The organism is Pseudomonas sp. 3296, from assembly GCF_031456615.1.
Taxonomy (GTDB): Bacteria; Pseudomonadota; Gammaproteobacteria; order Pseudomonadales; family Pseudomonadaceae; genus Aquipseudomonas; species Aquipseudomonas mucoides.
On the sequence record NZ_JAVDUY010000008.1, the window covers coordinates 379,288 to 404,463 of the forward strand.

Here is a 25,176-nt window from a genome sequence, read left to right on the forward strand (position 1 = left end):
ATGCGTTTCCAGAACAGGAAACCTTATTGAGGGGGTCGAGAAATGTCAGTCGCTACCAGCCTTATCGAAGATCAGCCGGCCCGGATCGTTCCGACGCCTGCCGAAATGCTTTACCAGTTCAATGAATCGCCGCTGCTGGCCCGTCAAAACCAGCAGGAATCCAATGCCCGCAGCTACCCACGGCGCATTCCCCTGGCGTTGAAACGCGCCAAGGGCATTTATGTCGAGGACGTTGAAGGGCGCCATTTCATCGACTGCCTGGCCGGTGCCGGGACGTTGGCGCTGGGGCACAACCACCCAGTGGTGATCGAAGCGATCCGGCAAGTGCTGAGCGATGAATTGCCGCTGCACACGCTCGACCTGACCACACCGGTCAAGGATCAGTTTGTGCAGAACCTGTTTGGGCTATTGCCGCCAGCATTGGCTGCCGAGGCGAAAATCCAGTTCTGCGGCCCGACCGGCACCGACGCGGTGGAAGCCGCGCTGAAACTGGTGCGCACCGCCACCGGACGCAGCACCGTGTTGTCGTTCCAGGGCGGTTATCACGGCATGAGCCAGGGCGCGTTGAGCCTGATGGGCAGCCTGGGACCGAAAAAGCCGCTGGGCGCTTTGCTCAGCAGCGGCGTGCAGTTCATGCCGTACCCCTACGATTACCGTTGCCCGTTCGGGCTCGGTGGGGCGCAGGGCGTGCAGGTCAATCTGAACTACCTGGAAAACCTGCTGAATGATCCCGAGGCCGGCGTGCAGTTACCTGCCGCGGTGATTGTCGAAGTGGTGCAGGGTGAAGGCGGCGTAATACCTGCGGATCTCGACTGGCTGCGCGGCGTGCGTCGCATCACCGAAAAGGCTGGCGTGGCTTTGATCGTTGATGAAATCCAGAGCGGTTTTGCTCGCACCGGCAAGATGTTTGCCTTTGAGCACGCCGGGATCATTCCGGACGTGGTGGTGATGTCCAAAGCCATCGGCGGCAGCTTGCCGCTGGCAGTGGTGGTTTACCGCGACTGGCTCGACACCTGGCTGCCGGGCGCGCATGCCGGAACCTTCCGTGGCAATCAGATGGCCATGGCCGCGGGTTCCGCCGTGATGCGTTATCTGGTCGAACACAAGGTGTGCGAGCATGCGACCGCGATGGGCGAGCGCTTGAGCGAACACCTGCGCATCCTGCAGCGTGACTTCCCGCACATGGGCGACATCCGCGGTCGCGGCTTGATGCTCGGCGTTGAACTGGTCGACCCGTCAGGTGCGCCGGACGCTCAGGGCCATCCGCCGATATTGGCTGCGCTGGCGCCGTTGGTGCAGCGCGAATGCCTCAAGCGCGGGTTGATTCTCGAGCTGGGTGGCCGTCATGGCAGCGTGGTGCGCTTTCTGCCACCGCTGGTGATCACGGCGGCTGAAATCGATCAGGTGGCCGGGATTTTCGGTCGGGCCATGACCGCCGCGACCGCCAGTCTCTAAATTTTTTGCCGCCCTGAACGTTCTTTCTACATAACGGCTGCGCACGCCGCGCAGCCCACCCTACAGCGATGGAGAAACGCCCATGACTTCAGTTTTCGACCGCGAGGACATCCTCTTTCAGGTCGTGGTCAACCACGAAGAGCAATACTCGATCTGGCCTGATTACAAAGCCGTGCCGGAAGGCTGGCGCACCGTGGGCAAGAGCGGTTTGAAGAAGGAATGCCTGGCTTACATTGAAGCAACCTGGACGGACATGCGCCCGCTGAGTCTGCGTCGCAAGATGGATGAGCAGACGGCAGCGGCTCACTGATTGACCGTACGAAAAAAGCCCGCTGAACCGAGAAGGTCAGCGGGCTTTTTCATGTCCGGAGGATCGTTCCCACGCACAGCGAGGGAACGATCTATCTAACCGGCTTACACGCCGTTCAACCCCTTGATCACCAAATCCACATTCCCCTCCAGCTCCGCCACCGGATCCGCGGCATCCACACTCAACACCACCAATCGGCTACCGGCCTCGGCGATCGTCGCTTTCACCGCGTCCGAAGGCTGGCGATGATGCAACACCACCGCCACCTCGTTGTCCTTCAAGGTTGCGCCTAATTGCTTGAGCGCTTCAGACGTCCACTCGGCATCCGGGCGTGCATCGATCCCGATCAGCTCCAGATTGAGCCCGCCCATCAAATAGCCAAAGTGATCACTGAGACTCATCACACTGAGAGTGTCAGCACTGGCCAGCCGCGCTTCGCTGTCGGCGCTGAATTTGAGCAAGCGCTGTTTCAGCGCCGCCAGGTTAGCCTCGATTGCAGGTTTGGCTTCTGGTGCCAGGCGTACCAGGTCCGCGGCCATCACGTCCGCCATCCGCCCCATGTTGTTGCTGGACAGCCACGGCTGGCTGTTCAAGCCCTCGACCTTGTTGTCCGGCTGCACGGCGATGCCTGGCAGGGCGCCGTCCACCGGGCGCGCGGCGTCGACTTCGACAATGCGAATGTTGCTGCGACGGGAGATCGGGTACAGCGGATCATCCGCCCACAGTGACCGCAGGCCGATCACCGCATCGGCGTGGGAAGCCAGTTTGGCCAGCGCCGGCGCACCACGGCCGCTGAAGTACGCGGTCTGACGGCTGCCAGGCAGGTTCGCCGGTGCGGCACGTTCAAGGTTGACGTCAGTGCCTTTGAGCAAGACTTCACCCAAGCCGTAAGTGATTGGCAAGGACGCCAGCACATGCAGTGGTTTGGCGTTGTCCGCCGCGAAGGCAGTGTTGACCGGCCCGCAGAGCGGCAATGTGAAGGTCAATGCCAGGGTCAGTTGACGCAGAGAAAAAGACATTTATCCGAGATTCCCTTTGAGGCTGGGGACGACACCGCGCGCAATGGCGGACAGGGCGAAAGCGATACCGGCCACCAAAATGATCGCGGCACCGGACGGGATGGGCAGGTCGAACACAATCGGCGCCAGAATCCCGCACAGCGTGCTCACCGTGGCGATCAGCACCGAACACCAGAAAAAGCCGTTGAGCGACTGGCTGAGCAAGCGCGCGGCGGCTGCTGGAATCACCAGGAGCGCGCCGACCAGAATCGCGCCGATGACCTTCACCGCGGCCACCGTAATCAGCGTCACCAGAATCACAAACAGGTAATCCAGGGTCTTCACCGCCACCCCGCGCACCGCCGCCAATTGCGGGTTGAAACTGGCCAGCATGATGCGGTTGTACAGCGGTAAGGCCAGCGCCATGACCAGCGAGCCGACAATGGCCAACACCGCCAGGTCATTGCCATTGACGGTCAACACTGAACCGAACAACACGTTTTCCAGAATGTGCACGTTGATCTTGCCCGCCAGAATCAGCAGCAGGCTCGCGCCCAATGCCAGCGACACCGACAGGAACACGCCGATCAAGGTATCCGGCGCCAGGCCGGTGCGGTTGCGCAGGTAATTGAGCAAAATGCCGAACAGCAGGCAGTAACCGAACAGGCTGCCATAAGGCCCGGTGTAGGGTTCGCCGAGCAGGATGCCGATGGCCACGCCGGTCAACGCCGCATGACCCACCGCTTCGGAGAAAAACGCGAAGCGCTTGACCACCACCAATGTGCCCAATCCACCGAGTACCGGGCCGATCAACAGGCCGGCGAGCAGTGCGTTGACCACAAATCCGTAGGCCAGCGCCTCGGGCAGATACCCCGAAGACGCCCAGCCCTGAACCATCAAGCGAAAGGCTTCGTAGCTCATTTGGCAGCGCTCCGTGGTTGGGTGGAAAACAGAGTCAGCAGACGTTCCGGGGTCAGGGCCTGTTTCGGCGTGGCATCGAACAACACCCGGCGATTGAGCCCGGTGACGCGATCCGCCAGGCGCCCGACGGCCTCCAGATCGTGCTCGATCCACAGCACGGTGATGCCGCTTTGGCGCCAGTCGCCGAGCAGCCGTTCGAACACCCGGATACCGGCTTCATCCAGCGCCGACATCGGTTCGTCGAGCACCAGCAGTTGCGGCGCCGGGATCAGCCCTTGCGCCAGCAATACCCGTTGACGCTCACCGCCGGACAACGCGCCCATGCGCCGTTTGCGTTTGTCCTGCATGCCGACCCGTTCCAGCGCTTCACCGATCGCGGCGGCGTAGTGTTTGCTCAAACCGAGGAACGCCGGGCGGCGCTGGCACATGGCGGCCATGAAATCGTCGACGGTCATGGGCAGGCCGCGATCAAACTCCAGGGCTTGCGGTACGTAGCCGATGGTCCCGGGTGTGCCCGGCCATTGCAGGCTCAGCCTCCCCTGATGCGGCATCTGTCCGAGCAGGGTCTTGATCAGCGAACTCTTGCCACCGCCGTTGGGGCCGACCAGCGCGTGCACGCTGCCGGGGGAAACCTGAAAGGTCACGTTGTCGAGGATCGTTGTACGCCCGAGGGTCAGGCTGACATCGGTGAAGTCCAGGGTCGGGCCGCTGGTTTGGGCCGAGAGGTTTTCTTGAGCAGTCATTGACCCGACTCCTGTATCGCCCGGACCACAGTGTTGAGGTTGCCGGTCATTTCCTTTTCGTACTTGTCGGCGGTGTATTCGCCATAGGAAATATGCGACAGCGGGTACAGCTTCACCCCGGATTCACGCTGGATGGTGTCGACGTAAGTGGAGGGGAAATCCATCTCCGAGAAGATCACTTTCACGTCCAGTTCGCGCAGTTGGTCGATGGTTTTTTTCAACTGGCTCGGGCTTGGTTCGATGCCGTGGGCCGGTTCAACCACCGCAGTGACTTCGAGGCCGAATTCGCGCAGCAGGTAATCGTAAGCGGCGTGAACCGTGGCTACGCGCAGTTCGGCGTTGGGTGCCTGGGTCAGCTTCGCCAAGGCGTCGGCGCGCATCTGCCGCAGACGCTTGCCGTAGGCGCGGGCGTTTTGCGTATAGGTCTTGGCGTTGGCCGGATCAAGCTTGCCCAGTTCCCGGGCGATGTTGTTGACCTGGGCAATCGAGGCGCTGATCGACAGGAACGTGTGCGGGTTGACCACCTTGCCCGCACCGCGTGCGGCAACGCCAGTGGCGGCCAGCAGTGGCACGTTTTCGTTGGCTTCGATCACCGGGATGTTCGGGGTTTCGCTGGCGGCAATCATGCGGTCGGCGAAGTCGTCATGACCGACGCCATTGAGCACGATCACGTCCAGTCCGCCGATGCGCTTGATGTCCTCGGCGCGGGGCTCGTAGGCGTGCGGATTGAAACCGGCCGGAATCAGCGGCACCACCTCGGCCTTGTCGCCGACGATGTTGGCGACGTAGCTGTAATAAGGGTGCAGGGTGATGCCGATGCGCAGGCGTTTGGCGTCGTCGGCATGGGCCAGTGGAGTCAGCAGGCAGGCCAGCAAGCCGACCGATAGCAGGCGCAGGAAAGATGAAATAGGCATGGGAAAGCGGTCTTCTCTCGGTTGAAGGCGAGGGGTCAGTGCCGGTGCTGGCGGGTCACGCCGGCATCGAATTGCGCGACGATCAGTTTCCAGCCGGCGCTTTCGAGGGCTGCGTCCGTCAGGTCGGTCGGGGCTTGGAGGTCGGCGGCGCGGTGGAGCCAGATGTCCGGTGCCTCGTCGCCAGCGGTCAGGCGCATCAAAAACGAACCGGCCACGGCGGCTGTCTGGCTCTGGCCGAAGTACGCCTTGGTGTCGAGCAATTGCCATTGATGGGCGCCACGGCTGACGGAGCTGGCGTCCTGGGCGAAGGGTGCAAAACCTTCCTCGGCCAGGGCAACAGGTGTTGGCAGGGTTTGCTGTTCCTGTTGCAGCAGGTGAATCTCGTCCAGCGTTACCCGCAGGTCGGCGTAGATCCCTTGCTCGGACGCGCTCAAGTCGCGGCGGGCATCCAGTTGATGGCTGCCGACGCTGCTCGCGGCCAGGGACTCGTGGCGCCAGGCAACCACCGAACCGGCCACCGCCAGAATCATCAGGCACAACAACAGCACAAAAAGGGTTTCGTGGCCGGCACCGGCCGGGCGGACGACGTGTGTGGTGGGCGTACTCATGGGGTTTCGATGTCCGCTTGGTCGATCTCGACGACGTGGCCGGGACCGGCGTCGAACAGCACATAAAATTCCGCGCCGGGTTTCTTGAAGGTCAATGTGGAATCGGCGCCGAGCTTGCCCGGTACCAGAATGGTTTCGTCGTAGCCGATCACGTCCAGGGTCACGCCCGGCGCGCCGCTGCCGTCGGAGAAACCGCCGGTGCATTTGATCTGTTCGGCATCGACGGCTTTGCATTCGCACATCGGGTTGTGCGCCAGCGCGCTGGCACTGAATCCGGCGCAGAGCACCAGCAACACAGTTTGAAGTGGGCGAAAAATGCTGATCATGGTTTGCCTCCTTGTTGGTTCAGCCACGCGACGGTGGCCGGCGATGCCTGGCCCAGGGGGAGGGCGGCCTGGTGCATCGCGCCGTCCCAGCCTTCCATGGTGATCCACAGCTCGGCGTCAGCCTTGGTCTTTTCCGGGATCGGCACCATGGCGCCCATGCGATGCGGTGTGCCGAAGAAAATCACACCGGCGGCCCGCAGGCTGCGCGGTTTGCCGATGCGCAGGTAAGTCGCCTTGACCTGATCGCGGCAGCTGTCGCACAGCGCCGCGGTGAAGTTCTTCATGTGGCCGGCCGGGCCATCGAGTGTCGGGGCTTCATTGCGCAGTTCGGCCAGTCGCAGGCTCCACGGGCCGACCTGGACTTCCCCTATTTCCCGCTCGCCCAGTCCGGTATCGCCGCGAAACAGGGCCGCGTCAGCGAAGTATTTGGGCATGAATCCCAGTGGCACCAACAACAGCAGAACGTTGATGTGGAAGCGCCACTTGAGCCAGAAGCGGCGCAGCGTCGAGTCCGGTGTTTGTTTGGTGTGCGCGTTCATTGGCTGGCCTCCGTCGCGGCTTGCATCCGTGGCTGTTTGTGGTTGCGCTTGAAAGCGTTGGCGGTGGCGAGGGCGGTGCGTTTGGTCCAGATCAGCAGGCCGCTGAGGACCATCATGCTCAGGATCAAACCGAAGAAGAACCAGATCAGCTTGATCCAGATCCCGCCGAAATCACCGGTGTGCAAGGGGCGCATGGACTCGGTCACCAGCTCCAGGCCGCTGCGGTCCGACAGCAAGCGTGTGGCGGCGACGTCGCCGGTGTAGGGGTTGATGTCGGCCGTCTGGTACATCAGCGGATACCAACTGCGTCCACCCACCGACAAGTAGCTGTAGGCATTGGCGGGCAGGCTGACGAAGCTGTCTTCCAGGCCGGGAATGCGTTGCTTGGCCTGGGCGATCGCGGTTTCGAGGCTGATCATCGATGCGGGCGAGCCATCCGTGGTCACCGGCACACTTTCACGCGGCACCACCAGGGCCACCGGCGCGGTGGAAATCGAGACCTGGTTATCGAACATGAACGCCTGAATCAGGAACCAGGTGCTGGTGACGGAAATCACCGCAATGAACCAGATCGACCAGATACCGCTGAGGCGATGAAAGTCGCCCCAGAAAATTCGGGCGCCATGACGAATGCGCAGGGTCGGTCGGAAGAAGCCCTTCCAGAATTTTTTGTAGACCACCAGCCCGGTGACCAGCGAGGCCAGCAACGGCAGGCTCAAGAAGGACACCAAATACCAGCCCCAGCTGTAACCGTTGGTGAACGGCACCAGCCACCAGCCGTGCAGCGCGCGGGTAAAGGCCTTGAAATCGAAGGCCGGGGCGGTGCCCTGAATGACGCCGCTGTACGGGTTGACGTACACCGTTACCGAGCGGCCGTCGGGGTAGCTGACGCTGACGTCGAGGGCGAAGTGGGATTCATCGGGGCGGCTGATGGATTCGACCAGCGTGTCCGGCTCGGCCTGTTTGATTGCCGCGATGATCTGGTCATAGCTGAGCAACGGTGCATCGTCCGACGGCTGGCTGGCGCGCATTTGCGGGTTGGCCAGCCAGACGATTTCCTGACTGATCACCGCCAATGTGCCGGTGACACAGACAATCAGAACGAAAAACCAGATCGGCAATGCCAGCCAGCTATGGACCAGAAACCAGAGTTTGGAACGGGATTTCTTCGACATGATTAAAGGTCTTGTATCGATGAGAGAACCTCTGCTGCGGGCTTCCCAGCGATGAGGTCCATGAAAAGGCCGGCGATGGCTGTTGCGAGCACACGCCGACTGCATCTCTATAAGACGGATGAGGAGCAGAAATCCCGAAGGGGGAGATGAAAGTAAATGTTTCTTATTGGCGGGTAGTTGTTGCAAAGGGGGGCGGTGTTGGGGATGGCCCCATCGCAAGCTTGCTCGCGATGAGGCCCAATCAGGCGACAAAGCTCTCAACCCTGCTGAAACATCTCCTTCGCCCGCTGCTCTATCTGCGCTTGAGTCAGGTCTTCCTTGCGCGTGGCCAAAAACCACAGATGCCCATACGGATCTTTCAACGTCCCGGAGCGGTCGCCATAAAACTGATCCTTAACCTCGGACACCACCGTGCCTCCGGCATCAATCGCCTGCTTATAGGACTTGTCCACATCCGTCACATACAGATGCAGACCCACTGACGGCGACTTGTCCGGGTTGCTCAACGGCCCCTGATCACATGGCGTGCCGAGCATGATCGGGCAGTCGCCGATCCTCAGTTCGGCGTGACCAATGCCGCCATCGGGCATGGCCAGGCGCATGACTTCGATGGCGCCAAAGGCCTTCTTGTAGAACTCGATTGCTTCAGCCGCTTTTTGAATGCCCAGATACGGGGTGATGCTGTGATAACCCTCTGGAATGGGTTTGACGCTCATGATGAATCTCCCTGTTTGTTGTTGTGGGTGGAAAGTGTCCTGCGCCGATTTCCGGCCGATTAAATATAGGTCAGCGTCATGTTGGCAGCCGAGCACCCGACGAGCAGCCACACTGTTCAGCCATCAACAGCGCAGCAGCAGATTGCTCGGCTGCGTCATCAAAAACACCAAAAAAGCACCCGTAACCCCCCCCGTAAACATGGGTGATGAACCTCGGCACAGAAGCTGCAATGGCTCTGTCAAACACTGTTGTCGAGATCCTCACATGCTTGAATCTGCCGTTTATCCGATCAACCCGCCGGCCGCCCATCGGATTGCCGACGAAGCCGAAGCCTTGCGCGTCGCCGAGCGTGTCGCCGCTGTACTGCTGGAGCAGGACGCCGAGCGCGACCGCACGCGCCAGGTCCCCGCCGAGATCGTCGATCTGTATTCCAACAGTGGTTTATGGGGCATCAGCGTGCCTCGCGAGTTTGGTGGTGCGCAGGTGTCATATGCCGTGCTGGTGCGAGTCATCGCGATCATTTCGGCGGCCGACCCGTCGCTGGGGCAGATCCCGCAAAATCACTATTGCCTGCTGGAGGACATCCGCCTGCAAGGCACGCCCGAACAACAGGCGCACTTCTTCGAACTGGCGCTGCAAGGCCATCGTTTTGCCAACGCCTTGTCGGAAACCGGCGGCAAAAACGTCCAGGATATTCAGGCGACGATCCGCCGTTACGGCGACGGCCATGTGATCAACGGGCGCAAGGGTTATTGCACCGGTTCGCTGTACGCCCACTGGCTGGCGGTGTTGGCGCTGGATGATGAGCAGAAGGGTCAACTGGCGTTTGTCGAGCGTGGCACCCAAGGGCTGGTGATCGTCGACGACTGGGACAGCATCGGCCAACGCACCACGTCCAGCGGCACCGTGCTTGCCGAGGACTTGCACGTCTGGGCATTCAATCTGTTCCCGACCTACCGCTCCTATGAAACACCGACGCTGGCCGGCCCGTTTGCACAATTGACCACCGCGGCCATCGATGCCGGCATCGCCCGTGCGGCATTGCGCGACACCATCGCCTTCGTTCAGCAATTCGCTCGGCCGTGGATCGATGCCGGTGTGGAAAAGGCCAGTGAAGATCCGCTGACCATCATCCAGATCGGTGGCCTGGAGATTCGCCTGGAAGCCGCCGAAGCCTTGCTGGAACGGGCTGGGCGAGCGCTGGATGCGGCGCGTCCGGCACCCGACGAAAACAACGTCGCCCAAGCATCCCTCGCGGTGGCCAAGGCCAAGGTACTGACTACCGAAATCGCCATCGAAGCCAGCAACAAACTCTTCGAACTCGGCGGCACTCGCTCAACCCTGAGGAAGCACAACTTCGACCGCCATTGGCGCAACGCCCGGGTTCATACCCTGCACGACCCGGTGCGCTGGAAATACCACGTGGTCGGCAACTGGCTGCTCAACGGCGTGAAACCGCCGCGCCATGACTGGTCGTGATCCATGGCCGAGTTGCTCAAACATATCTATTGGGCCGACATCGCCCGGGCCTGCCTCGACACCCTGAGCATGCTCGGTGCCGCGCTGGGATTCACCGTGTTGCTGGGATTGCCGCTGGGGGTGGTGCTGTTCCTCACCGGCAAGCGCCAGCTGCACGAAGCAGTCGGCGTTTACCGGGTGCTGTCGGTGATCGTCAACATGCTGCGGTCGTTGCCATTCATCATTTTGCTGATCGTGCTGATTCCCCTGACCACGCTGTTGGTGGGGACTTCGCTCGGAGTGCCGGGGACCATTCCGCCGCTGGTGGTTGGTTGCACGCCCTTCTTCGCGCGGCTGGTGGAAACCGCATTGCGCGAAGTGGATCGCGGAGTTGTGGAAGCGACCCAGGCCATGGGCGCGAATACGTGGCAGATCATCCGCCACACCTTGTTGCCTGAGGCGAGGGCAGGGTTGTTGGCGGCGGTCACGGTGACCGCGATTGTGCTGGTCGATTACACGGCGATGGCCGGCGTGATCGGCGGCGGTGGACTGGGCGATCTGGCGATCCGCTACGGCTATCAGCGTTTTCAGACCGACGTCATGGTGGTCACCGTGGTCCTGTTGTTGATTCTGGTCCAGGCCCTGCAAATGACCGGCGACCGATTGGTCGCGCGCTACAGCCGACGATAAGTTTTATTCAAAAGAAAGCAATCAGGCCCCACGTCCACCTCACGACGGCCACTCAATCTGCCTAGGAGCGGAACATGAAAAAGACCCTGGCCATTCTGGCTGCCTTAGTGTCGTTGAGCGTTCACGCCAACGAAAAACTCACCGTCGGCGCGACCCCGGTGCCGCACGCGGAAATCCTCGAATTCGTCAAACCGACCCTGGCCAAGGAGGGCGTGGACCTGGACATCAAGGTCTTCACCGACTTCATCCAGCCCAACCAGCAGTTGGCGTTGAAGAACCTCGATGCCAACTATTACCAGTACCGGCCGTTTCTCGATGATTACAACAAGACCCGCCATACCGATCTGGTGCCGGTGGTCGGCGTGCACATTGAACCGTTCGGCGCCTACTCGACCAAGATCAAAAACATTGCCGAGCTGAAAGACGGCGCCACCGTGTCGATCCCCAACGACCCGGTGAACACCGGCCGCGCGCTGGTGCTGTTGCACGAAGCCGGGCTGATCAAACTCAAGGACCCGAGCAACACCCTGGCCACGCTACGGGACATTATCGACAACCCCAAACACCTGAAGATTCGTGAGCTGGAAGGGGCGTTGCTGGCGCGTTCGGTGAATCAGGTCGACCTGGCGTTTGTGTTTGCCAACTACGCGCTGGAAGCGGGGATCGACACCAACAGCGCGTTGATTGTCGAGAAGGGCAAGAGCCTGTACATCGAGTTTCTGGTGGCGCGGCCGGACAACATCAATGATCCAGGCTTGCAGAAACTGGCCAAGGCGTTGAATTCGGATGAGGTTCGGCAGTTCATCCTGACCCGCTATAAAGGGCAGATTGCGCCGGGGTTCTAATTCTTCATTAGATTGACAGGACGCCATCGCGGGCAAGCCTCGCTCCCACAGGTTTTATGTCGTTCAAAATTATTGCAAACGACACAAAACCTGTGGGAGCGAGGCTTGCCCGCGATGGCCGCGACGCTATTTCGGAGCAGTCCCCGATTCCAGCAGCTGTGCCCCCGGCCCCTGTTCCCCCAGCACATCGCCAAAATTACGCAACGGACACGCCTCCATCGACAAACACCCACACCCGATGCAGCCATTGAGCTTGTCGCGCAGCAACGTCAGCTGATTGATCCGCTCGTCCAGATCCCGGCTCCATTGCACCGACAACACCTTCCAGTCCGCCGCCGTCGGTGCGCGGTTATCCGGTAGCGATTTCAACGCCTCACCGATCTCCGCCAACGGAATCCCCAGGCGCTGCGCGACTTTGATCAGTGCCACCCGCCGCAACACTTCCCGTGGATAGCGCCGCTGGTTGCCCTGATTGCGCGTGCTTTTGATCAGCCCCTTGGATTCATAAAAGTGCAGCGCCGTGACCGCCACACCGCTGCGGGCGGCCAATTGGCCGACGGTGAGTTCCTTGTGCAGAGTGTCCGGGGTGATCAATCTGAAAATCCTGCTTGACCTCTAGTTAACTCGAGGTTTTACCCTGCAGGCCTTCGGATCGCAAGATCCGCCTGACATGTGAGGGGGACTATTCATGAAATCGTCAGAGAACAATCGCAGCTTCACCCAACTGATCGAGTTCGAGATCGAGCCGCATCAGCAACCTGCGCTGGTGTCGGCGTTGTCCCGGCAGACCGAGCGTCTGGCCCGGGATTTCAGTGGTTTCCTGAGTGCGAGCATCCAGGCCAGCGACGACGGCCGGCGGGTGCTCAACTACCTGCAATGGCAAACCCGCGCGGCGGGAGAGGCGGCCTTTCAAAGTTTCGAAAGCGGCGAGCAGGATTTCTGGCAGCTGATCCACGCCCATCAGGCGAAGGCCGTGACGTTCGGCTCGTTCCAGGTGCTGCACAGCCTGGCGCTCAGCAACGACAACGCGCTGCACTGCCGCCTTGTGGGTTAAATCGACAGCTGCATCACCCGCTCGCCCTGGACATTCGCCATCACCCGGCGTTTGTTCACCGCCAGTTCGCCGATCTTGATCAGCCGCGTGCGCGTCACGTTTCGGCTCAGGCCCAGCAGGGCAGCGGTGTGCACCTGGTTGTAATGGCAGAAGCGATAGGCCGCGCGCAACAAGGCGTCTTCGACTTTTTCATGCAGCGCGCCGGCCTGTTCTGCGAAGAGTGTTTGAAAGGCTCGATCCAGTAGGGCTTCCGGTGAATCGTCGACGCTGGCGTGGTAGTCGTCCTGGCGCTCGATGCGCATGTTGGACAGGCGCAGGTCATCACGTTCGATCACGCCGTTACGGCAGATCAGCAGCGTGTGGTGTATGACGTTTTCCAGTTCGCGGATGTTGCCCGGCCAACTGTAGCCGCGCAGTTTCAATTCGGCTTCTTTGCTGATGGTGATGCTGCCGTAGCCGAGGCGCCGGCTGTAGGCGTCGACGAAATGTCGGGTCAGCGGCAGGATGTCGCCGGGGCGTTCGCGCAAGGGGCTCAGCTCCAGGCTGACGACATCGAGGCGGTAATAAAGGTCTTCGCGAAAATGCCCGGCGTTGATGGCTTTTTCCAGTTGCACGTTGGTCGCGGCCAGGACGCGCACGTCGATCGGAATGCTTTTGCGCGAGCCGAGCCGCACCACTTCGCGCTCCTGCAACACGCGCAGCAGCTTGACCTGAATCGCCATCGGCAGATCGCCGATTTCATCGAGAAACAGCGTTCCGCCATCGGCCTCTTCGAACCAGCCAGCCTTGGCGCTCAACGCACCGGTGAAAGCGCCTTTTTCGTGGCCGAACAGTTCGGCCTCGACCAGCGATTCGGAGAACGCGCCGCAGTTCACCGCCACGAATGGGCGGTTGCGCCGGGCGCTGAGGTTGTGAATGTGACGCGCCACCAGCTCTTTGCCGGTGCCGGTTTCGCCGATGATCAGCACGCTGGCTTCACTGGGCGCGACTTGCTGCAGGTGGGCGAGCAAGGCCTGGGATTTCGGGTCTTCGAACACTTGCGCGGTGGCACGAATCGAGGTGGCCAGCGCGGGAGAGGGCGGTAAGGTCAGCAGTTGCATGGGGTTCGCTCCATGAAGAGAAGGTCAGGAATAAAAAGTCGGAACGGTCAGGGCCTGGTTCAGCGCCCATTTACCCAGCTCATGGAGTTTGTAATCCACCGGGGCGTGCAGGGTTTGCGTGCGCAGGTTGCGCCGGTGACGGTCGAGTCGCAGGGACACGTGAGTCGAGCGCGCGCCGGTCACTTCGAACAAACGGCTACACAGCTCCAGGCCGTTGCGGGTGGCGGCGACCTTCGCGGTGGCGATGGCGGTGGCCAGATGGCCGCGTGGCGAGCATCAAGTGATGGAAGCCGAAGACGTGGGCGATGGAACTGTCGACCTTGGCGAACTCGCGGACGATGGCCAGGGTTTCGCTCCAGCTGGCGCCGAGGCCGCTGTACTGGACAGGGATGCTCAAGCCCAGCAGGCCGCTGTGGCGCAGGGCATCGCGTTCAACCTTTGGCGTGCCCCCGCGCTCGTCGCGTTCGACAGCGGTCAGGGCAAATCCGGCGGCCAGTCGGCGGGCGGTCTGCAAGGGGGATAGCAGGGTGCTGTGCGACTTGGCGGTCACGCGTGAATTCCTCATAAATTCGACACAAATCCTTGTGGGAGCGTCAGGCCGTGGCTTTGGTGGGCAGGACATCATTGGCAATCATTTCGCCAAAGGGCCCGGTCCCGGCCGGATGGAGGTGGGCAGGAACCAGAAAACATCCATGAAAAAATCCTTAAGCGATTTTCAGCAGATTTTTGGGGTGCACGCCAAACAACGGCGCGGCGCGTTCTGCAGCAAGACGAATGCGAGCCTTCAAGGGCTCACTGGTTATTGGGTAGTTGGAGAAGTCGGCTTCGGTGGCGTAGACGCCAATGGGCAAGGTCAGGGCCTGGAAAAAACTGAACAGCGGGCGCAACTGATGATCGAGAGCCAGCGCATTGCGTTCGCTGCCACCGGTGGCGGCCAGCAGCAACGGCGTGGCGATCAGGGCATTGAGGTCAATCAGGTCGAACAGATGCTTGAGCAATCCCGGATAGGAGCCGCGATACACCGGCGCGGCAACAATCAGCAGGTCGGCGCTCTCGATCGCATGCAACTCGGCTTCAATCTCGGCGCTCAACTCCTGTCGAGAGAGTGCCGCAACGAGGGGGCGAGACGGGCGCCAGGTTCCGCCCGAGAGGGCAACGACTTTCAATGCACGGGACATGATCAGTTCCTTTTTCAACAGTTGCTCGGAGAGCCGTGAGTAGTTCTTGGGTTGAGCAAGAGCTCTACCAATCCTTCGGGCCCCCGGGGCTGTTTGCTGGATGACTGTTGCCTGGCAAACAGTTGTTCCGGCAACAGTTCGTGAAGCGATGGCGTTGTTATAAAGGCTGTTTTATATTCCGCAAAAGACATTATAAAAATATTTATAGATCATTATGGAATATATGTAGGCGTATCTGGAGAGTGTTTGCCAAAGTCGATAGCCACTATTGAGAGCGTTGATTTCTGCCCGTCAAGCCGCGCGAGTAGCCTGTGTTCATTCCCCGAACCCAGATGCAGGACGCCAAAAATGAAACCTCTAATCGCCACTTTTCTGCTGCTCGCGGTCTCTGTGCTTGCCGGTTGTGCCAGTCATGTTTCACCGGAATTGCGGCCGTACACCGCCGAGGAGTCAAAGGAATTGGCGCTGGAGGATTTGAATCGCCGTGGTCTTTCCTTCGAGGAATACCACGCGAAGAAAGCTGCCTTGCTCGGTCAGCCGCAAAAATCGTTCAGCTTCGACAAACAGGGTGAGATGAACGCCGAACGTGCTGTACAGCTTCACGGTCGTCCAAGCTGATCGAAAACTGTACCGCTCGAAGTTTCACGTAACTGTCCATGGGTTTCCGGCAAGGCGTGCGATAGGGTCTTAACACCCGATTGACCCTCATGGACTGCCGCTGATGACGTTTTCACTCGATCTGCTGATGGGCCTGGCCCTGTTTGCGCTCGTCACCTCGATTACTCCCGGCCCCAACAACACCATGTTGCTGGCATCGGGTGTGAACTTCGGCTTCAACCGCACCATCCCGCATATGTTGGGCGTCACCTGTGGTTTCTTTGTCCTGGTGGTCGCCGTCGGGTTCGGCCTCGGTGCCGTGTTCAAAACCTATCCTTTGCTCTATACCGTGCTGCGTTACGTCGGCGCGGCGTATCTGCTGTACCTGGCATGGAAAATCGCCCATTCAGGTCCGGTCTCCGAGAGCGAGAACGGCGAAAGCAAACCCATCACTTACCTGGGCGCAGCGGCGTTCCAATGGGTCAATCCAAAGGCGTGGATCATGGCCATCGGTGCCATCAGCACCTACACGCCGATGCAGGGCTATTTCACCAATGTGATTATCATTGCGGCAGTGTTTGCCGTGATCAACCTGCCGAGCGTCGGTATCTGGGCCGGGTGCGGCACGTTGTTGCGCAATGTGTTGAGGGACCGCCGCTGGTTGCGCCTGTTCAACTGGGGCATGGCGGCGCTGTTGGTGGCGTCGCTGTATCCGTTACTTCTTGAAAGCTTTAGCTGACGCATTGCTTCAACCGGTTGCCCGATGCCTGTTAAGCTCGACTTCAGGAGCGTTCCTACGCACTTTTAAATGAAGTTGTTCTTCTTTAACGGCTTCCGATCAGGTATTTCTAACGTGCTGAAATATCGGCGCAGCTCACAAGGCTGCGCCTCGACGTTTCCGTCATGAGCTTCCTGATCCCGGAACACGCTCTGCGAGTGTTTTATGAATAAACGTCCGTTATATTTCGATTACGCCGCCACCACGCCGGTGGATGAGCGGGTCATCAAGGTCATGGTCGAGTGTCTGGGTTTTACCGGCAATTTCGGCAACCCGGCGTCCAGCTCCCATGCCTATGGCCAGCAAGCCCGACAGTCGGTCGAGCGGGCCCGGCAGCAGGTTGCCGAACTGGTTGGCGCCACGGCGCAGCAAATCGTCTGGACCTCCGGCGCCACTGAATCCAACAACCTCGCGCTCAAGGGCGTGGCCCAGGCCCGTGGTGTCAGCGGCGGGCACATCATTACCAGCCAGATCGAACACAAGGCGATTCTCGACACGGCGAAGCAATTGCAGGACGCCGGGGTTGCGGTCACGTACCTGGTGCCTGACGCCGAAGGTTTGATCACGGCGCAAGCAGTCAGCGAAGCGATGCGCGAAGACACCTTTCTGGTGTCGCTGATGCTGGTCAATAACGAACTCGGCACAGTCAACGATATCGTCGCCATTGGCGAAGTCGTGCGTGCACGTGATGCGTTGTTTCACGTCGACGCGGCGCAAGGCGCGGGCAAGGTGGCCATTGACCTGGCGCGCCTGCCGGTCGACCTGATGTCGTTTTCCGCGCACAAGATCTACGGCCCCAAAGGCATCGGTGCGTTGTACGTCGGCCCGCGCGCGCAGCAACGTCTGCAGGCTCAGATTCACGGCGGTGGTCACGAAGGCGGGTTGCGCTCCGGTACCCTGGCGACTCATCAGATCGCAGCCATGGGCGCGGCCTTCGCCTTGGCCGCCGACCTGTTCGATGACGAGAAAGCCACGATCGTGCGCTTGCGCGAACGTCTGCTCGAGCAACTGCTGAGCCTTCCCGGTGTTCGCCTCAATGGCAGCCCGGCCCAGCGCATTCCCCACACCCTCAGCCTGACGTTCAGCGAAGGCGAGTTCAATTCTGCGGCGTTGAGCCATTCGATCGCTTTTTCTGCGACGTCGGCCTGTAACTCCGCCAGCAATGTTCCATCCCATGTGCTGCTGGCCCTGGGGCATGATGCCCGCTCGGCGAGTCGCACCATCCGCTTGAGCCTCGGCCGGTTCACCACCGAGCAAGATATCGACCAAGCGGTGCAACTGATCAAAGCGGCCTGCGCCAGTGCCCCGGCATTCTGGCAGTAGCGCCTTAAAGCGCCGACTCAGATCGGCACTCAACAATAAGCTGAAGTGATTAGCAGGAGACACGATGAGTATGCAGCCTTCGATCAATGGATCGGTGCCACAGCGCCTGGCGCAAACCCGCGAACTGATGAGCCGCGAAGGCATTCATGCCTTGCTGGTGCCGTCGGCCGATCCGCACCTGTCGGAATATTTGCCGGGTTACTGGCAGGGACGGCAGTGGTTGTCGGGCTTCCATGGTTCGGTCGGCACACTGATCGTGACCCCGGATTTTGCCGGCGTCTGGGCCGACAGTCGTTACTGGGAGCAAGCGACCAAGGAACTCAAGGGCAGCGGCATCGAACTGGTCAAGCTGCAACCGGGTCAACCTGGGCCGTTGGACTGGCTGGCCGAGCAAACCCCTGAAGGCGGCGTCGTCGCGGTGGACGGTGCAGTGATGGCCGTGGCGTCGGCGCGTACGCTAGGTGGCAAACTCGAAGAGCGCGGTGCCCGCCTGCGGACCGACATCGATCTGTTGAGCGAAGTCTGGAGCGATCGCCCGACATTGCCGAATGAGCCGATCTACCAGCATTTACCGCCGCAGGCGACGGTCAGCCGTGGCGAGAAACTGGCGAAACTGCGCGAAGTGTTGAAAGAACGTGAAGCTGACTGGCATTTCATCGCGACCCTTGATGACATCGCCTGGCTGTTCAATCTGCGCGGCGGCGACGTGTCGTTCAATCCGGTGTTCGTATCATTTGCCTTGATCAGTCAGGAGCAGGCCACCCTGTTCGTCGCTTTGAGCAAAGTCGATACTGAACTGCGTGCGGTGCTTGAACAAGACGGCGTGACCCTGCGCGATTACAGCGAAGTGGCTGCTGCGTTGCGCGCCGTGCCGAGCGGCGCGAGCCTGCAAGTCGATCCTGCGCGCGTCACCGCCGGTTTGCTGGATAACCTCGACAAAGGCGTAAAACTGGTAGAAGGCCTGAACCCGACCACGCTCGCCAAGTCGCAAAAAAGTCTGGCCGATGCCGAGCATATTCGTCAGGCGATGGAACAGGACGGCGCCGCCCTGTGCGAATTCTTCACGTGGCTGGATTCGGCTCTGGGTCGTGAGCGCATCACCGAGCTGACCATCGACGAACACCTCACGGCCGCGCGCACCCGACGTCCGGGCTACGTGTCGCTGAGCTTCAACACCATTGCTGCGTTCAACGCCAATGGCGCGATGCCGCACTACCACGCGACCGAAGAAGAACACGCAGTGATCGAGGGTGACGGTCTGCTGCTGATCGACTCCGGCGGTCAGTACCTGGGTGGCACCACCGACATCACGCGAATGGTCCCGATCGGTACACCCACTGCTGAACAGAAACGCGATTGCACACGCGTCCTCAAAGGCGTGATCGCGCTGTCCCGCGCGCAATTCCCTCGTGGGATTCTGTCGCCATTGCTTGACGCCATCGCTCGCGCGCCGATCTGGGCTGAAAGCGTCGACTACGGTCATGGCACCGGCCATGGCGTTGGCTACTTCCTCAACGTTCACGAAGGCCCGCAGGTCATCGCCTATCAGGCTGCTGCGGCTCCGCAAACGGCGATGCAACCAGGCATGATCACGTCCATCGAGCCGGGCACTTATCGTCCGGGTCGTTGGGGTGTGCGTATCGAGAACCTGGTGCTGAACCGTGAGGCAGGTTCCAGCGAATTTGGTGAATTCCTCAAGTTCGAAACCCTGACACTGTGCCCGATCGACACCCGTTGCCTGGAGCCGTCGCTGCTGACCCTGGAAGAGAAGCAGTGGTTCAACGCCTACCACGCCGAAGTGCGGGAGCGCTTGAGCCCATTGCTCGATGGTGCGGCCCTTGAATGGTTGAACACCCGTACCGCGGCTATTTGACGGGCTGGAGTTCAGGCGCTTGTTCTAGCGCCTGACTCATGTAGTCCACGAAAGCTTTGACCCTGGCGGATTGACGACGATTCGCCGGGGACACGGCATGAATCGGCAACGACTGCGCCGTGTAGTCTTGCAAAATCACCTTCACTCGGCCGGCCTTCAGATCCTCGCTGAATAGCCACACCGGCGACAGCGCAATGCCCAATCCCCCCAGCACCATCTCGCGAATGGCTTCAGAGTTGTTGCTTTGCGCATTACCCCTGATGCGCACTTCGTGGTGTTGATTGCCTCTTTCGTAATGCCATAGGTTCTGACTGTTCAGCAAATTGAATTGCAGGCAATTGTGTGCGCCGAGTTCTTCCGGGATGTGCGGCTCGCCGTGTTGCTCGAGGTAATCGGGCGCTGCAACCGTGATTCGGTGGGTGGTGCTAATGTGACGCGCGAGCAGGCCACTGTCGGTCAACTCGCCGATTCTGAACGTCACGTCCAGTCCTTCACTCACCAGGTCCTGATTTTGATCGCTGAGTTGCAGGTCAATCTGAACCTGAGGGTGTGTTTTGAGAAACTCAGGGAGTCGCGGTGCAATGTGCAAGCGCCCGAAACTTACGGAAGAACCGATTTTCAGGTTGCCGGCGACGGATTCGCGACCCGATCGAAAACGCTGTTCCGCTGCGTCCACGGCGGCGAGGATTTGTCGACATTCGTTGTAGTAGCGCTGACCTTCATCGGTCAGTGACAGTTGGCGGGTGCTGCGGGTAATCAGCTTGGCGCCCAGTCTGATTTCCAGCGCCCTTAATAACTTGCTGATAGTCGGCTGGCTGGTCCGCATCTCCCGGGCAACGGCCGAGAAGCTGCCACGTTCGACGACCCGGACGAACGTGGCCATTGCGTTGAGTGTGTCCACGTGAATTCTCATTGATGCCATATGGGCATGATCACTATAGCGATATAGCGTCTTATCGGCATGAGTGACTTGGAAGAAGATTAATCCCACATCCACTTCTCATGGAATTTGCCGAAATGACTGACTCACTTGAAATGCGCGCTCTGATGGTTGACACGGCCAACGGCCCTTTACGCTTGGCTTCCCTGCCGCGGCCCGTGCCTGGAGCGGGCCAAGTGCTGGTGAGGATCAAGGCCAGCGGGGTCAATCCGCTGGATGCAAAGATTCGTTCGGGACAGGCGGTTCATGCACGACAGCCATTGCCGGCTGTGTTGGGCATGGACCTCGCGGGCACCGTTGAGGAATTGGGGGAGGGTGTCAGCAGGTGGCTGCCGGGGGATGAGGTCTATGCGATGGCGACCGGCATCGGTGGTGCGCAGGGCTCTCTCGCGGAGTTCGCGGTGGTTGATTCGCGGCTTCTGGCGCACAAGCCGAAAAATCTGAGCATGCGCGAGGCCGCGGGATTACCGTTGGTATTGATCACGGCGTGGGAAGGGCTGGTAGATCGGGCTCGGGTTCGGGCTGGACAGAAAGTGCTGATTCACGGTGGCGCGGGTGGTGTCGGGCACGTGGCTGTGCAAGTTGCCCGGGCTTTCAGTGCAGAAGTGTTTGCTACGGGTTCAGCGGGTCAAAAGGGGGTTATTGAAAGCTTTGGTGCAACGTTCATCGATTATCGCGCGTCGTCGGTGGAGGACTATGTGGCTGAGTTCACCTCGGGGGAGGGCTTCGATGTCGTCTATGACACGGTGGGCGGTGGGGTATTGGATGATTCATTCAAGGCAGTTCGGGTTTATGAGGGGCATGTAGTGAGCTGTCTGGGCTGGGGCCAACACAGCCTTGCGCCGTTGTCGTTTCGTGGGGCGACTTATTCCGGGGTGTTTACGCTGTTGCCGCTGTTGACCGGCAAGGGGTGTGAGCATCATGGCCAGATTCTTAAGGACGCGACGCGGCTGATTGAGGCGGGTCAGTTGAAACCGCTGCTTGATCCTCGGCAGTTCACGCTGGAAACTGCCGAGGCGGCCCATGAGTTGCTCACTGCGGGAGATGCGCAGGGGCGGTTGGTGGTCGAGATTTAACTCAGGGCTTCAACCACGAAGTCCAACCGATCCTGGCCGAAGAACAACTGGTTGCCGACGAACATGCTCGGTGCACCGAATACACCGCGCTGTACTGCTTTCTCGGTATTGTCCTTGAGGGCGGCTTTGACCTCCTCGTCGGCAGTCAGGGCAAGTACTTCATCGGGGTCAAAGCCGTTTTGTGTCAACACGGCGGCGACGGTGGCCGGGTCATCGAGGCTGCGACCTTCGACCCAGAGGGCTTCGAACAGGCAGTCTATAAACGCCAGGAAACGCCCGGGATGACGTAACTGAATTCCGGTCACTGCACGCATGAGCATCAGGGTGTTGATGGGGAAATGCGGATTGAATTTCAGTGGCACGCCATAGCGTTTTGCATAGCGGTCGAGGTCTTGAAACATGTAGCGGCCCTTGGCCGGGATGACCGCCGGCGAAGCGTTGCCGGTGGCCTTGAAGACGCCACCCAGCAGCATCGGCTTGTAAATCAGTTGGCTGCCGGTTTGCTCACAGATTTTGGGGAGCTGTGTGTAGGCCAGGTAGGTGGCCGGGCTGCCAAGGTCGAAAAAGAACTCCACGGTTTTGCTCATGGTCGGTGCGCTCTGTTTATTGTTGTAGGGGAAGGCTTACCAGCGTTCGCTCCAGGGCCGTAAATCCAGTTCAAACGTCCAGGCGTCACGTGGCTGGCTGTGCAGGTACCAATAGTTCTCGGCGATGTGCTCTGGGTTGAGGATGCCGTCTTCATCCTTGGTCGCGTACTTTTCGGGGAAGCTCTCTCGGATGAAATCGGTATCGATAGCACCGTCGACGACGACATGAGCAACATGGATATTCATGGGGCCGAGTTCACGGGCCATGCTTTGAGCCAGGGCTCGAATGCCGTGCTTGGCACCGGCGAATGCTGCGAATCCCGCGGCACCGCGCATACCAGCGGTGGCACCGGTGAACAAGATAGTGCCCCGTTGACGTTTGGCCATGCGCTTGGCGACTTCACGAGCATTGAGGAAACCTGAAAAACAGGCCATTTCCCAAATCTTGAAATACTTGCGGGCCGTTTCTTCGAGAATGCTGCAGGGCACATTCGCGCCGATATTGAACACAAACGCTTCGATGGGGCCGATCTCGCTTTCGATCTGTTCGACTAACGCAATCACCTCTTCTTCCTTACGCGCATCGCAGGCAAAACCGTGGGCGTCACCGCCATTGGCTTTGATGGCGTCGACCAGTGGCTGGAGTTTGTCCGCGCTGCGTCGAGTAACGCAGGCGACGTAGCCTTCCTGTGCAAAACGCTTGGCAATGGCGCCGCCGGTAGCATCCCCCGCGCCGACAACCAGTACGACCTTCTTGTTATTCATGGGTTGATCCCTTTGCTAAACGATCGTTAACTAAACGAACGTTATGCTACGATTTGGCACGCGTCAAGACGATCAATCCTGAGGAGAGGGCAATGCGCTACTCGGCCAGTCACAAGTTGGAAACCAAAGAGAGGCTGCTGGAAAGCAGCGCGGTGTCAGCCAAGAAGTCGGGGTTTTCCACGGTCGGTGTCGATGGCTTGATGAAGGCGATTGGCTTGAGCGGTGGAGCTTTCTACAGTCATTTCTCGTCGAAAGACGAACTGTTTGCCTCAATTGTCGAGCGTGAGTTGTGTCAAAGCCTGGAACGATTAAGCGCCGATCAGGGGCGGGAAAAGCTTGAGCGTTGCCTCAAGCAGTACCTCAGCATGGCGCATGTCGAACATCCGGAATCCGGCTGCGCGTTACCCGCGTTGGGTGCGGAGATCGCTCGTTCGGATGTGCTGGTTCGCCAGCAGGCGGAGCGCTGGATTTGTCAGCTACAGGAGAGTTGGGCGCGCATTATGGAGAGCGACAGCCTGGCTTGGGCCATTTTGTCGCAATGTATCGGAGCTTTGGTCGTCGCACGGATGCTGGCGACGCCAGACATCCAGCGTAATGTGTTGAAGTCCAGTTACGATGAGATTGGCCGCCAGATTGCCGGGCGGCAGCAACCTACTTGCAAATGACGATCATGCTGCGGCTGGTGTAGCCGGCGGGGTTGAGGCCGAATGGATAATCGCCAGGTTCTTCCACCGCGTCCCCCGACTTGGCGATGACCTTGTATCCCTTGGGGGCGCATGAGTTGGCGGCGCTGGTGTAGCACTTGTCCCACGAGGATGAGAGCCCTGAACAGTTGATATGCAGCCCTTTCTTGCCATGTTTGACTGATGTTTTCGAGGTCGCCGCGCAGCCCGCAACTGCAAGTACGGCGATCAATATCAAAATTCGTTTCATTGCTGTCCTTATAGCGTTCCCGGATCTTGCGCCCGGGTCTGGCTGCATTCGCTTTCGCTGAAGCGTTCTGATGTCCCTATCCTGAAAAAATCCATGTATGGCACTGGGTTGCGGGCCTAAACATGGCCTAATTGAGCGGTAATTACCAGACCTGCGTCAAATCCTGTCTCAATCTGCCGCAACCGCCGGCTTGGCACTGCTGCCCATGGTCATGGTCGCACCCACGGAAGCCAGAATGATGCACAAGATAGCCATCCACTGTGACAGTGAAAGGTATTCGTGGAGGAACAGCAGGCCTGACAGCGCCCCAATTGCGGGTTCGATACTCATTAATGTGCCGAACGTGCGGGCTGGCATTCGGGTGAGAGCGACCATCTCCAGCGTGTAGGGCAGGGCGGTGGACAGAATGGCTACACCGATGGCCACGGGGATCAGCGACGGAGTCAGCAGCGCGGCGCCCGCATGGACGATGCCGATAGGGGCTACGAACAATGCAGCAATCATTACGCCCAACGCGGCGGTCTGCACACCATTGTCGGCGCCGGCCTTTTGCCCGAATAGAATGTACAGCGCCCAGCAGACACCCGCGCCCAATGCATAGCCGGCACCTTCAAGATCAATCCCGGCACTTGTCGCGCCTGTAGGGATCAAAAGCAGCAAGCCGATAGCCGCGAGTGCTATCCACAAAAAGTCGATCGCCCGGCGCGAAGCATAGATTGCCACAGCCAACGGCCCAGTGAACTCCAGGGCTACGGCAATGCCCAGGGGGACAGTGCGTAACGACATATAGAAGAGGAAGTTCATGCCGCCGAGCGCCATGCCATAGATGATGACGGTGCGCAGGGATTTGGCGGTGAGCTTCGCCCGCCATGGCCGCAGCATGAGTAGCATGATTACGCTGGCGAACATCAGGCGCAGGGTGGTGGTTCCTTGAGCGCCAATCACCGGGAACATGCTTTTAGCCAAGGATGCTCCGGACTGGATCGAGGCCATGGCTATTATTAGCAGGCCTACCGAGAACAAGGTCGAGGCAAGGCTGCGGGGCTGATCATTCATTGCGTGGCATCGTCCGAAAATGGAAGCGAAAGTATTGATGTAGTGCGGTTGGGCAATATAGTGCGCATTCGTGGCCGGCGCGTCTATATATAGCAGTGATTTTGAATGGGTCGATAGAAAAACCAAATCATTGCTTGACGGCAGATTCTGGATGTCTATAATTCGCCCCACTTCCGGCGCAGTCGAAACGGAAAACTCCTTGGTAAACAAAGAGTTA

General features: G+C 59.9%; 29 protein-coding genes and 1 pseudogene. 12 read left to right on the forward strand and 18 right to left on the reverse strand.

Going from position 1 to position 25,176, the window contains the following annotated elements:
* The first annotated feature begins 42 nt into the window (after positions 1-42).
* Positions 43-1,455 carry an aspartate aminotransferase family protein gene (locus J2X66_RS23615; protein WP_310269185.1) on the forward strand — a complete coding sequence of 471 codons (1,413 nt, stop codon included), beginning with the start codon at positions 43-45 and terminating at the stop codon, positions 1,453-1,455.
* Positions 1,456-1,537: 82 nt separating this feature from the next.
* Positions 1,538-1,765, forward strand: coding sequence for an MbtH family protein (locus J2X66_RS23620; protein ID WP_310269188.1), 228 nt, complete (start codon positions 1,538-1,540; stop codon positions 1,763-1,765).
* A gap of 104 nt (positions 1,766-1,869) precedes the next feature.
* Here J2X66_RS23620 and J2X66_RS23625 read toward each other — a convergent pair whose 3' ends face one another.
* The 9 genes from J2X66_RS23625 to J2X66_RS23665 all read right to left on the reverse strand — a co-directional run bounded on the left by J2X66_RS23625 (position 1,870) and on the right by J2X66_RS23665 (position 8,705).
* Complete coding sequence (locus J2X66_RS23625; protein WP_310269191.1) at positions 1,870-2,784, reverse strand: metal ABC transporter solute-binding protein, Zn/Mn family; 915 nt, start codon at positions 2,782-2,784, stop codon at positions 1,870-1,872.
* On the reverse strand, positions 2,785-3,684 hold the full coding sequence (locus J2X66_RS23630; protein WP_310269194.1) for a metal ABC transporter permease: 900 nt from the start codon (positions 3,682-3,684) through the stop codon (positions 2,785-2,787).
* Complete coding sequence (locus J2X66_RS23635; protein WP_310269197.1) at positions 3,681-4,427, reverse strand: metal ABC transporter ATP-binding protein; 747 nt, start codon at positions 4,425-4,427, stop codon at positions 3,681-3,683. The genes J2X66_RS23630 and J2X66_RS23635 overlap by 4 nt, the downstream gene beginning before the upstream one ends.
* Complete coding sequence (locus J2X66_RS23640) at positions 4,424-5,341, reverse strand: metal ABC transporter substrate-binding protein (RefSeq protein ID WP_310269201.1); 918 nt, start codon at positions 5,339-5,341, stop codon at positions 4,424-4,426. Before J2X66_RS23640 ends, J2X66_RS23635 begins: the two co-directional genes overlap by 4 nt.
* A 35-nt stretch (positions 5,342-5,376) precedes the next feature.
* On the reverse strand, positions 5,377-5,949 hold the full coding sequence (locus J2X66_RS23645) for a DUF6162 family protein (RefSeq protein ID WP_310269204.1): 573 nt from the start codon (positions 5,947-5,949) through the stop codon (positions 5,377-5,379).
* Positions 5,946-6,275, reverse strand: a complete 330-nt coding sequence (locus tag J2X66_RS23650; protein ID WP_027925787.1) for a hypothetical protein — start codon at positions 6,273-6,275, stop codon at positions 5,946-5,948. Before J2X66_RS23650 ends, J2X66_RS23645 begins: the two co-directional genes overlap by 4 nt.
* Positions 6,272-6,814 carry a thiamine pyrophosphate-binding protein gene (locus tag J2X66_RS23655; RefSeq protein WP_310269208.1) on the reverse strand — a complete coding sequence of 181 codons (543 nt, stop codon included), beginning with the start codon at positions 6,812-6,814 and terminating at the stop codon, positions 6,272-6,274. Before J2X66_RS23655 ends, J2X66_RS23650 begins: the two co-directional genes overlap by 4 nt.
* Positions 6,811-7,989 carry a PepSY domain-containing protein gene (locus J2X66_RS23660; protein WP_310269211.1) on the reverse strand — a complete coding sequence of 393 codons (1,179 nt, stop codon included), beginning with the start codon at positions 7,987-7,989 and terminating at the stop codon, positions 6,811-6,813. The genes J2X66_RS23655 and J2X66_RS23660 overlap by 4 nt, the downstream gene beginning before the upstream one ends.
* A gap of 257 nt (positions 7,990-8,246) precedes the next feature.
* Entirely contained in the window at positions 8,247-8,705 is a 459-nt protein-coding gene (locus tag J2X66_RS23665) for a VOC family protein (protein ID WP_310269213.1), read from the reverse strand.
* Positions 8,706-8,970: 265 nt separating this feature from the next.
* Between J2X66_RS23665 and J2X66_RS23670 the strand changes: the two genes are divergently transcribed.
* The 3 genes from J2X66_RS23670 to J2X66_RS23680 all read left to right on the forward strand — a co-directional run bounded on the left by J2X66_RS23670 (position 8,971) and on the right by J2X66_RS23680 (position 11,699).
* Positions 8,971-10,185 (forward strand): SfnB family sulfur acquisition oxidoreductase, encoded by a 1,215-nt coding sequence (locus J2X66_RS23670; protein ID WP_310269214.1) that lies wholly within the window; start codon positions 8,971-8,973, stop codon positions 10,183-10,185.
* Positions 10,186-10,188: 3 nt separating this feature from the next.
* Positions 10,189-10,854: a methionine ABC transporter permease gene (locus tag J2X66_RS23675; protein ID WP_310269218.1), complete on the forward strand. Its 666-nt coding sequence runs from the start codon at positions 10,189-10,191 to the stop codon at positions 10,852-10,854.
* A 74-nt stretch (positions 10,855-10,928) separates the two neighbouring features.
* Entirely contained in the window at positions 10,929-11,699 is a 771-nt protein-coding gene (locus J2X66_RS23680; protein WP_310269221.1) for a MetQ/NlpA family ABC transporter substrate-binding protein, read from the forward strand.
* Positions 11,700-11,825: 126 nt separating this feature from the next.
* On the opposite strand, the gene soxR is transcribed toward J2X66_RS23680, so the two are convergent.
* Positions 11,826-12,293: a redox-sensitive transcriptional activator SoxR gene (gene soxR / locus J2X66_RS23685; protein WP_310269224.1), complete on the reverse strand. Its 468-nt coding sequence runs from the start codon at positions 12,291-12,293 to the stop codon at positions 11,826-11,828.
* Between the two features lie 94 nt (positions 12,294-12,387).
* Here soxR and J2X66_RS23690 point away from each other — a divergent pair, with 94 nt between their 5' ends.
* Positions 12,388-12,753 carry an antibiotic biosynthesis monooxygenase gene (locus J2X66_RS23690; RefSeq protein WP_310269228.1) on the forward strand — a complete coding sequence of 122 codons (366 nt, stop codon included), beginning with the start codon at positions 12,388-12,390 and terminating at the stop codon, positions 12,751-12,753.
* On the opposite strand, the gene J2X66_RS23695 is transcribed toward J2X66_RS23690, so the two are convergent.
* The 3 genes and pseudogenes from J2X66_RS23695 to J2X66_RS23705 all read right to left on the reverse strand — a co-directional run bounded on the left by J2X66_RS23695 (position 12,750) and on the right by J2X66_RS23705 (position 15,031).
* The gene (locus J2X66_RS23695; protein WP_310269231.1) at positions 12,750-13,853 is read right to left on the reverse strand and encodes a sigma-54 dependent transcriptional regulator; all 1,104 of its coding nucleotides are present in this window, start codon (positions 13,851-13,853) and stop codon (positions 12,750-12,752) included. The two genes, J2X66_RS23690 and J2X66_RS23695, sit on opposite strands and share 4 nt — an antisense overlap.
* A gap of 24 nt (positions 13,854-13,877) precedes the next feature.
* A pseudogene (locus tag J2X66_RS23700) lies at positions 13,878-14,403 on the reverse strand (acyl-CoA dehydrogenase family protein).
* A gap of 154 nt (positions 14,404-14,557) precedes the next feature.
* Positions 14,558-15,031: an NAD(P)H-dependent oxidoreductase gene (locus J2X66_RS23705; RefSeq protein ID WP_310269235.1), complete on the reverse strand. Its 474-nt coding sequence runs from the start codon at positions 15,029-15,031 to the stop codon at positions 14,558-14,560.
* A gap of 348 nt (positions 15,032-15,379) precedes the next feature.
* Here J2X66_RS23705 and J2X66_RS23710 point away from each other — a divergent pair, with 348 nt between their 5' ends.
* The 4 genes from J2X66_RS23710 (at position 15,380) to J2X66_RS23725 (ending at position 19,602) form a co-directional block, all read left to right on the forward strand.
* Positions 15,380-15,649 (forward strand): hypothetical protein, encoded by a 270-nt coding sequence (locus J2X66_RS23710; protein ID WP_027925793.1) that lies wholly within the window; start codon positions 15,380-15,382, stop codon positions 15,647-15,649.
* 103 nt (positions 15,650-15,752) lie between these two features.
* Complete coding sequence (locus J2X66_RS23715) at positions 15,753-16,367, forward strand: LysE family translocator (RefSeq protein WP_310269240.1); 615 nt, start codon at positions 15,753-15,755, stop codon at positions 16,365-16,367.
* Positions 16,368-16,571: 204 nt separating this feature from the next.
* A complete protein-coding gene (locus tag J2X66_RS23720) occupies positions 16,572-17,729 on the forward strand; it encodes an aminotransferase class V-fold PLP-dependent enzyme (protein WP_310269243.1) in 1,158 nt (385 codons plus the stop codon).
* A gap of 64 nt (positions 17,730-17,793) precedes the next feature.
* Positions 17,794-19,602 carry an aminopeptidase P family protein gene (locus J2X66_RS23725; RefSeq protein WP_310269246.1) on the forward strand — a complete coding sequence of 603 codons (1,809 nt, stop codon included), beginning with the start codon at positions 17,794-17,796 and terminating at the stop codon, positions 19,600-19,602.
* On the opposite strand, the gene J2X66_RS23730 is transcribed toward J2X66_RS23725, so the two are convergent.
* A complete protein-coding gene (locus J2X66_RS23730; protein ID WP_310269248.1) occupies positions 19,595-20,515 on the reverse strand; it encodes a LysR family transcriptional regulator in 921 nt (306 codons plus the stop codon). The genes J2X66_RS23725 and J2X66_RS23730 overlap by 8 nt on opposite strands.
* A gap of 104 nt (positions 20,516-20,619) precedes the next feature.
* Between J2X66_RS23730 and J2X66_RS23735 the strand changes: the two genes are divergently transcribed.
* Positions 20,620-21,618, forward strand: coding sequence for a zinc-dependent alcohol dehydrogenase family protein (locus tag J2X66_RS23735; RefSeq protein WP_310269251.1), 999 nt, complete (start codon positions 20,620-20,622; stop codon positions 21,616-21,618).
* Here the strand turns inward: J2X66_RS23735 and J2X66_RS23740 are convergent.
* Together J2X66_RS23740 and J2X66_RS23745 are read right to left on the reverse strand one after the other, a co-directional pair.
* Entirely contained in the window at positions 21,615-22,205 is a 591-nt protein-coding gene (locus tag J2X66_RS23740) for a 2-hydroxychromene-2-carboxylate isomerase (protein ID WP_310269254.1), read from the reverse strand. The two genes, J2X66_RS23735 and J2X66_RS23740, sit on opposite strands and share 4 nt — an antisense overlap.
* Positions 22,206-22,241: 36 nt before the next feature.
* On the reverse strand, positions 22,242-22,970 hold the full coding sequence (locus tag J2X66_RS23745; RefSeq protein WP_223519343.1) for an SDR family oxidoreductase: 729 nt from the start codon (positions 22,968-22,970) through the stop codon (positions 22,242-22,244).
* Positions 22,971-23,062: 92 nt separating this feature from the next.
* Between J2X66_RS23745 and J2X66_RS23750 the strand changes: the two genes are divergently transcribed.
* A complete protein-coding gene (locus tag J2X66_RS23750; RefSeq protein ID WP_310269262.1) occupies positions 23,063-23,635 on the forward strand; it encodes a TetR/AcrR family transcriptional regulator in 573 nt (190 codons plus the stop codon).
* On the opposite strand, the gene J2X66_RS23755 is transcribed toward J2X66_RS23750, so the two are convergent.
* Both J2X66_RS23755 and rhtA read right to left on the reverse strand, forming a co-directional pair.
* Positions 23,622-23,903, reverse strand: a complete 282-nt coding sequence (locus tag J2X66_RS23755; protein WP_027925802.1) for a hypothetical protein — start codon at positions 23,901-23,903, stop codon at positions 23,622-23,624. The two genes, J2X66_RS23750 and J2X66_RS23755, sit on opposite strands and share 14 nt — an antisense overlap.
* Positions 23,904-24,071: 168 nt before the next feature.
* The gene (gene rhtA / locus J2X66_RS23760) at positions 24,072-24,959 is read right to left on the reverse strand and encodes a threonine/homoserine exporter RhtA (RefSeq protein ID WP_027925803.1); all 888 of its coding nucleotides are present in this window, start codon (positions 24,957-24,959) and stop codon (positions 24,072-24,074) included.
* Positions 24,960-25,176: the final 217 nt, after the last annotated feature.